The organism is Streptomyces sp. 8L (genome assembly GCF_020176795.1).
Lineage (GTDB): Bacteria > Actinomycetota > Actinomycetes > Streptomycetales > Streptomycetaceae > Streptomyces.
In genome coordinates, this window is sequence record NZ_JAIUKE010000612.1 from 1 (window position 1) to 5,718 (window position 5,718).

5 protein-coding genes are annotated in these 5,718 nt (G+C 65.0%); 2 read left to right on the forward strand and 3 right to left on the reverse strand.

Annotation, left to right across the window (positions count from 1 at the left end; translation table 11 throughout):
* Positions 1-76: 76 nt before the first annotated feature.
* The 3 genes from LCE31_RS35690 to LCE31_RS35700 form a co-directional block, all read right to left on the reverse strand.
* Entirely contained in the window at positions 77-1,009 is a 933-nt protein-coding gene (locus LCE31_RS35690; protein WP_225021995.1) for an enoyl-CoA hydratase/isomerase family protein, read from the reverse strand.
* A gap of 29 nt (positions 1,010-1,038) precedes the next feature.
* The gene (locus LCE31_RS35695) at positions 1,039-1,896 is read right to left on the reverse strand and encodes an enoyl-CoA hydratase/isomerase family protein (protein ID WP_225021996.1); all 858 of its coding nucleotides are present in this window, start codon (positions 1,894-1,896) and stop codon (positions 1,039-1,041) included.
* A 65-nt stretch (positions 1,897-1,961) separates the two neighbouring features.
* Complete coding sequence (locus tag LCE31_RS35700) at positions 1,962-2,786, reverse strand: enoyl-CoA hydratase/isomerase family protein (protein WP_225021997.1); 825 nt, start codon at positions 2,784-2,786, stop codon at positions 1,962-1,964.
* A gap of 179 nt (positions 2,787-2,965) precedes the next feature.
* Between LCE31_RS35700 and LCE31_RS35705 the strand changes: the two genes are divergently transcribed.
* Together LCE31_RS35705 and LCE31_RS35710 are read left to right on the forward strand one after the other, a co-directional pair.
* On the forward strand, positions 2,966-4,630 hold the full coding sequence (locus LCE31_RS35705) for a long-chain fatty acid--CoA ligase (RefSeq protein WP_225021998.1): 1,665 nt from the start codon (positions 2,966-2,968) through the stop codon (positions 4,628-4,630).
* A 202-nt stretch (positions 4,631-4,832) separates the two neighbouring features.
* The gene (locus LCE31_RS35710; protein ID WP_225021999.1) at positions 4,833-5,447 is read left to right on the forward strand and encodes a TetR/AcrR family transcriptional regulator; all 615 of its coding nucleotides are present in this window, start codon (positions 4,833-4,835) and stop codon (positions 5,445-5,447) included.
* The last annotated feature ends 271 nt before the right edge of the window (positions 5,448-5,718 follow it).

Sequence of the window (5,718 nt, forward strand, 5' to 3'; positions counted from 1 at the left end):
AATCGTGGGCGGCTACGGCAGCCTGCATGCTCAGCTGGGCACGGCCAGCGCCGCTGACAGCCAGGTTGGAAAAGGCTCACTGTTTGCGCTGATCGCTCTTCTCGACGCTTTCGCGGAGCCGGTCGTCCACGAAGGTGGACGGTCCGGTGTGTCCGTCCTTGAGCCGTTGCGCCGCGTTGATGGCGCTCAGTGTCCCACCCCAGCCCTCGGAGAGTACATGGAAGTGCAGGTCCTCCACGAGGTGACGGGCGACGCGCTGGCGCATCAGCGCGTGGGTCATGCGCCGCACGTGTCGCTCGTTCTTCATCATGCCCTGGGCGATCTCCAGGGCGCGGGGCAGCAGTTCCTCACGTGGCAGCACTTCGTTGACCATGCCCCACTCGAGGGCCTTCTTGGCGTCGATGTTCGCGCCCGTGTAGCCGTAGTAGTTCGCCCGCTTGTCACCGATGAACTTCTGAAGTGACTGGAACAGGCCGTCGCCCGGGGCGAGATTCCGGTTGAAGTGAGAGTCGTAGAGGTAGGCGTCGTCGGCCATGAGAGTGAGGTCGCAGTAGGTGAACACCTGCGTCAGTCCGGTGTGGGTCGGGCCGTTCATGATGCCGATTGTCGGCACGTCGACGTCGAAGACCACGGCGTTCGCGAGCGCCAGTGCGTCCGGCCAGAGCTCGACCAGCTGGTCGGAGAGCTTGAGCGGGTCCTCGGCCAGCGATTGGGCCACCGTCTTGAGAGCTTCCGCGTCCATGGCTGCGAACAGGTCGTCGCCGGTGCCCGTGAGGATGATGACCTCGTTGTCGGGGTCCATCCCGGCGTATTTGAGGATCTGGGGGATAGCCTTGTGCATTCCCGGGCTGATGATCGCGGAGCCGTCGTTCGTGTGGAGCCTGATGACGCAGATGCCCTCCTCACGGGTGATGACGGCGAAGTCCTGGTACCAGTCCGCGTACTCCTCAAGAGAGATGTGGGAGACGTACGGTGCACCGTTGGTGTTCCGGAGCATTTTCCTGGGCACGATCTTTCCTCCAGTGGTTGATACGTGAGCTAGCGGTCGGCGGCGGCCTGCTGGTTCGCCTCGGTCAGCGCTGCCGCCCACGCCTCCATGGCGAACTGGAGCGCGAAGCCTTCAAGGAACCTCGCGTAGTACTCCTTGAACATCGAGTGCGTCATACGCCGGGCGAAGGCGTCCTTTCGCATCAGGACTTCCGCTATTTCCCACGCCCGTGAGTTGATCTCCGAGTGAGGGACGACCTCGTTGACGATTCCCCAGTCGAGGGCGGTCCTTGCGTCGATCCGCTGGTGCATGTAGGCCATGTAGCTGGCCCGCTTGATGCCGATCAGTCCTTCGTAGGCCTGCCAGGTGCCGTCGGCCGGGACGAGGTTCTCGACGAGGTGCTTCTCCTCGAAGGTCGTGGTGTCACTGCAGATGGTGATGTCGCAGAGAGTGGCGAGCGCCGACATGGCTCCGGCGGGGCCGTTGACGGCGCCGATGGTCGGCACGTTGATCTGCTCGATGAGGTTCTTCACCAGGGCGGTGCCCTCGAGGTACAGCTCGTGCATGGCCAGCTGGCGGGCGGCAGGGTCACGGCCGGCGGCCTGCTTGGCGTGCTGGACCACTTCGTCCGGTATGGGGCGCACGAAGCTGTCGCCGGTGCCGGTGATGATGACCAGCTCGTTGTCAGGATCGGCGCCGACCAGGCGGAGGATCTGCGACCAGCCGCGGTGGTGGGATTTCCCGAAGACGGCGGAACCACCCTTGCTGTGCATCCGGATTTCGCAGATGCCGTTCTCGCGGCGCAGCGCGAACGCATCCTTGAACGCGTCCGCGTACTCGTCGAAGGGGACGTGGGGGACCGTGGGAGACCGCATGCCGTCGAGGAAGTCCTGCACGGTGTCAGACATCGCTGCTCCTGTGCTTCATCTGCTTAATCGGGCAGGGCGAGGTGAGAGGCGGCGCTGAGCTCGCCTCAGGCGCGAGCACTGCAGGCTCCGATGGTCCCGGACCAGGCCTGGACGCCCGACTGGAATCGGTATTCTTCGAGGAAGGAGCGGCGCCAGGAACTGGTCATGAGCTCGTGGGTCAGGCGGCGGACGCTGCGCGGCTTGCGCATCATGTCCTCGGCCATCTCCCAGGCGCGGTCGTAGATGGTCTGCGACGGGACGATTTCACCGACCATGCCCCAGTCAAGGGCCTGCCGGACCGACCACTCCTGACCCGAGAGGGTCAGGTGGTTGGCACGCTTGGCGCCGAGCATGAACTGCAGCGCGAAGTGCCAGCCGTCCCCGGGGACGTTCCCCAGGGTGTAGTGCCTGCTGCTGAAGCTGACGTCGGGGGCGCACAACGTGAAGTCGGTGAAGAAGGGCAGTTCCAGGTGGAGGTTCTGGAACCCGGGCCCGTTGAGAACGCCGATTGTGGGGATGTCGAACTCGAAGAGCATCGTCTGGATCATCTTCGAGACCCGCTGGTAGGTGTCGAGGATCAGCTCGCTGAAGGCTTCCGGCTCCTCCTCCTGCAGCGTCTTCACATATCGCAGATAGTCCGCGTCCATGCCGGTGGAGAAGGCGTTGCCGGTCCCGCCGATGATGAGTACCTCGTTGTCGGTATCGGCGGCAATGGCCCTGAGGGCGGCACCCCAGCCCCAGTTGTGCTCCTTCTTCCACTCGGTGGCTGCACCCTTGTCGTGCATCTTCAGCTCGACGATGCCGTTCTCCCTGCGCAAGGAGAAATAGTCTTGGAAGCGTTCGGCGTACTCGTCGAAGGCCTCGTGCGGGGCGAATCCAGAGGTTTTCATCCGATGCCATTCCGTTCGGTGGGATATCAGACGACCGACGGCGACCGGCGATGGGCCGGCGTGCACGTGACGACGAACACTAGACATGTGTAGTCTAAGTTACAAGCGTCTTACAGTGCGAGTCTGAGCCGTCCCGGTCATGGACCGAGTGCCTGTGGCCACGTGAGAGTGAGCGACTGATGCTTGAAGGTCTTGTTCTGAACGACTATCCGCTGACCGTCCGTTACATCCTGGAGCGGATGCGCACCGTCTATGCCGATTCGACGGTCGTGACGCTGCGTGATGGAGGCCGGTGCGATACGGTCACATTCACTGAGATCGGCGACCGGGTCGACCGGCTTGCCGGAGCGATGCATGCCCTGGGTGTGCGGCCCGGCGACCGCGTGGGCACGCTCATGTGGAACACACAGGAGCATGTCGAGCTCTACTACGCGATCCCGGCGATGGGCGCGGTGCTGCACACTCTGAACCTGCGCCTGTCGCCCGAACAGCTGACCTACGTCATTACGCACGCCGAGGACCGCGCGATCATTGTCGACGACTCGCTCGTCCCGCTGCTGGAGGCCATCGCTCCGCGACTGCCGACCGTGGAGCACATCGTGGTCGTCGGTGACGGCTCCGCAGGCGAACTGACGCAGGCATTGCGCTACGAGGACCTCATCGCCGACTCTGCGCAGGGCATGCCCGACGTCGAGATCGACGAACGGGCCGCCGCGGCCCTCTGCTACACCAGCGGCACGACCGGCAACCCCAAGGGAGTCCTGTACTCACACCGGTCGACGGTCCTGCACGCGATGGGCCTCGGCCTGGCGGACACCTTCGGCATCCGCAACAGCGATCGCGTCCTGCCGGTCGTCCCGATGTTTCACGTCAATGCCTGGGGGCTCCCCTACGCTGCAGGCCTGACCGGGGCCAGTCTGGTGCTCCCTTCGAACCATCTGAATGCCGCGCCCCTGACTTCCCTGATCGTCAAGGAGCGTGTCACCGTCGCCGCGGGAGTCCCTACCATCTGGCTGGACGTCCTCCGGTTCGCGGACGAGCATGCCCCTGATCTGTCCTCGCTGCGCCGTGTCGTCTGCGGTGGTGCCGCCGTCCCGCGCTCCCTGATGGAGAACTTCCTCTCACGGCACGGTGTCCGCATCGAGCAGGCCTGGGGCATGACAGAAAGTAGTCCACTGGCTTCGTTCGCAACACCGCCGGCCGGTGCCACCGGCGAGGAGGAGTGGCGGTACCGCACCACGGGTGGGCGCATCATCCCGCTCGTCGAGGCACGCATCGTCGGCGAGGCGGGCACGCCTTTGCCCTGGGACGGGATCAGCACGGGCGAGGTCGAGCTCCGGGGGCCGTGGATCGCCTCGAGCTACTACAGGGATCCGGCACCGGACAGGTTCGCCGACGGATGGCTGCGGACTGGCGACATAGCGGCGATCGAGCCAGGCGGCTATGTCCGGCTGACGGACCGCACCAAGGACGTGATCAAGTCGGGCGGGGAGTGGATCTCGTCGGTGGAGCTGGAGAACGCCCTGATCGGGCATCCGGCGGTCGCTGAGGCAGCGGTGATCGCGAAGCCCGACGAGCGCTGGTCCGAGCGTCCGCTGGCCTGCGTGGTGCGGGTCCCGGACACCGACGTCAGTGCGGAGGAACTCGCCGTCTATCTGCGTGATCACGTCCAGCGATGGTGGATACCGGACGCGTACGCCTTCATCGACGAGATCCCCAAGACCAGCGTGGGCAAGTTCCACAAGAAGGTTCTGCGTGCGTTGCTGGCCCAAGGCGATCTGCGCCACCGGCAGATTTCGAATCGTGCGCCGGTGGAGCCTGGCAGGGACACCACGCCGGAATGATCACCAGGACTCCGTGTTGCCGGGCGCTCCTGTGCGAGGGGAACGGGCACCGACAACAGCGGACCGTGGCCGACCGATCGGAACGGTACCGCGACGCAGCACGACCTTCGTCCAAGGCAGCACATGCGCAGCGGACGTGCCAAGGGCCAGTATCTAAAGTGGTCCGTGCCGATCCGCTCCAATCAGCGAACGAGGTGCCAGAGTGGCCGACGATCAGCGCCCGGACCATTTCGTGGATGCCGGGCCTGCGGCCCCGCCACCGGATCGGAGGGTCCGCCGTTCCCGGGCGGCGCTGTTCCGTGCCACGATCAAGCTCGTCTCCGAGCGGGAGACGACCGCGATTCCGCTGAGCGAGATCGCCAACGAAGCGGACGTGACCCGCCAGGTGGTCTATGCGCACTTCGGCGACCGAGATATGTTGCTGGTCCAGGCCGCGCTCGACCTCTTGCAACGCGAGGTCATTGCCCGCCGAGCCGACGACGAACCGCTAGGCACCACGGACCGACTGCTCACGGCTCGGCACATCGTCCAGTACCACCGCTTCTACCGTGCGCTGATGACTGGATCCACCGCGTTCGAGCTGAGCCAGGCGCTCATGCGTCTGCTGTCCCCGGTCAGCAGACGCATGCTCCGCGAACGCCACGGCACGAGCCTGTCGAGGCGGAGCCTCACCGACCTCACCACCTACGCCATCGGCGGTGGTATCGCCGTGCTCACTGTCTGGCTACGGGAATGCGAGGATCCGGACGCTGAGGAACTGGCCAGGCGGTTTTCCACCTTCGACTTCGTATTCGCCCTCAGCCCGCAACAGGTGTAACTGCTCCCCGTCCCAGGAACACGGGTCCGTCGACCTCATGCATCCGACGCCCCTGGCAGCTCATCGCTGACAAATGCGGCAACGGCTGTGCATAGGAGGCGGGACCCGTGGCAGCAGCTGGCTGGGCGTCGCCACGACTCCCGGCCGGGCGAATGCTTGGGCACCGGGGTCTTGTCCCAAGGCCGGGAAGTTAGAAGTCATCTCATTTGGTTGGGTAGTCTGGGCTCGTGGGGATAGTGGAGCGTCTCGTGCCTGATGAGTTGTGGGAGCT

Bases quoted from the DNA above. Each gene is read 5' to 3' on its own strand.
- LCE31_RS35695 (WP_225021996.1), bottom strand. From the start codon at position 1,896: ATGTCTGACACCGTGCAGGACTTCCTCGACGGCATGCGGTCTCCCACG.
- LCE31_RS35700 (WP_225021997.1), bottom strand. From the start codon at position 2,786: ATGAAAACCTCTGGATTCGCCCCGCACGAGGCCTTCGACGAGTACGCC.
- LCE31_RS35705 (WP_225021998.1), top strand. From the start codon at position 2,966: ATGCTTGAAGGTCTTGTTCTGAACGACTATCCGCTGACCGTCCGTTAC.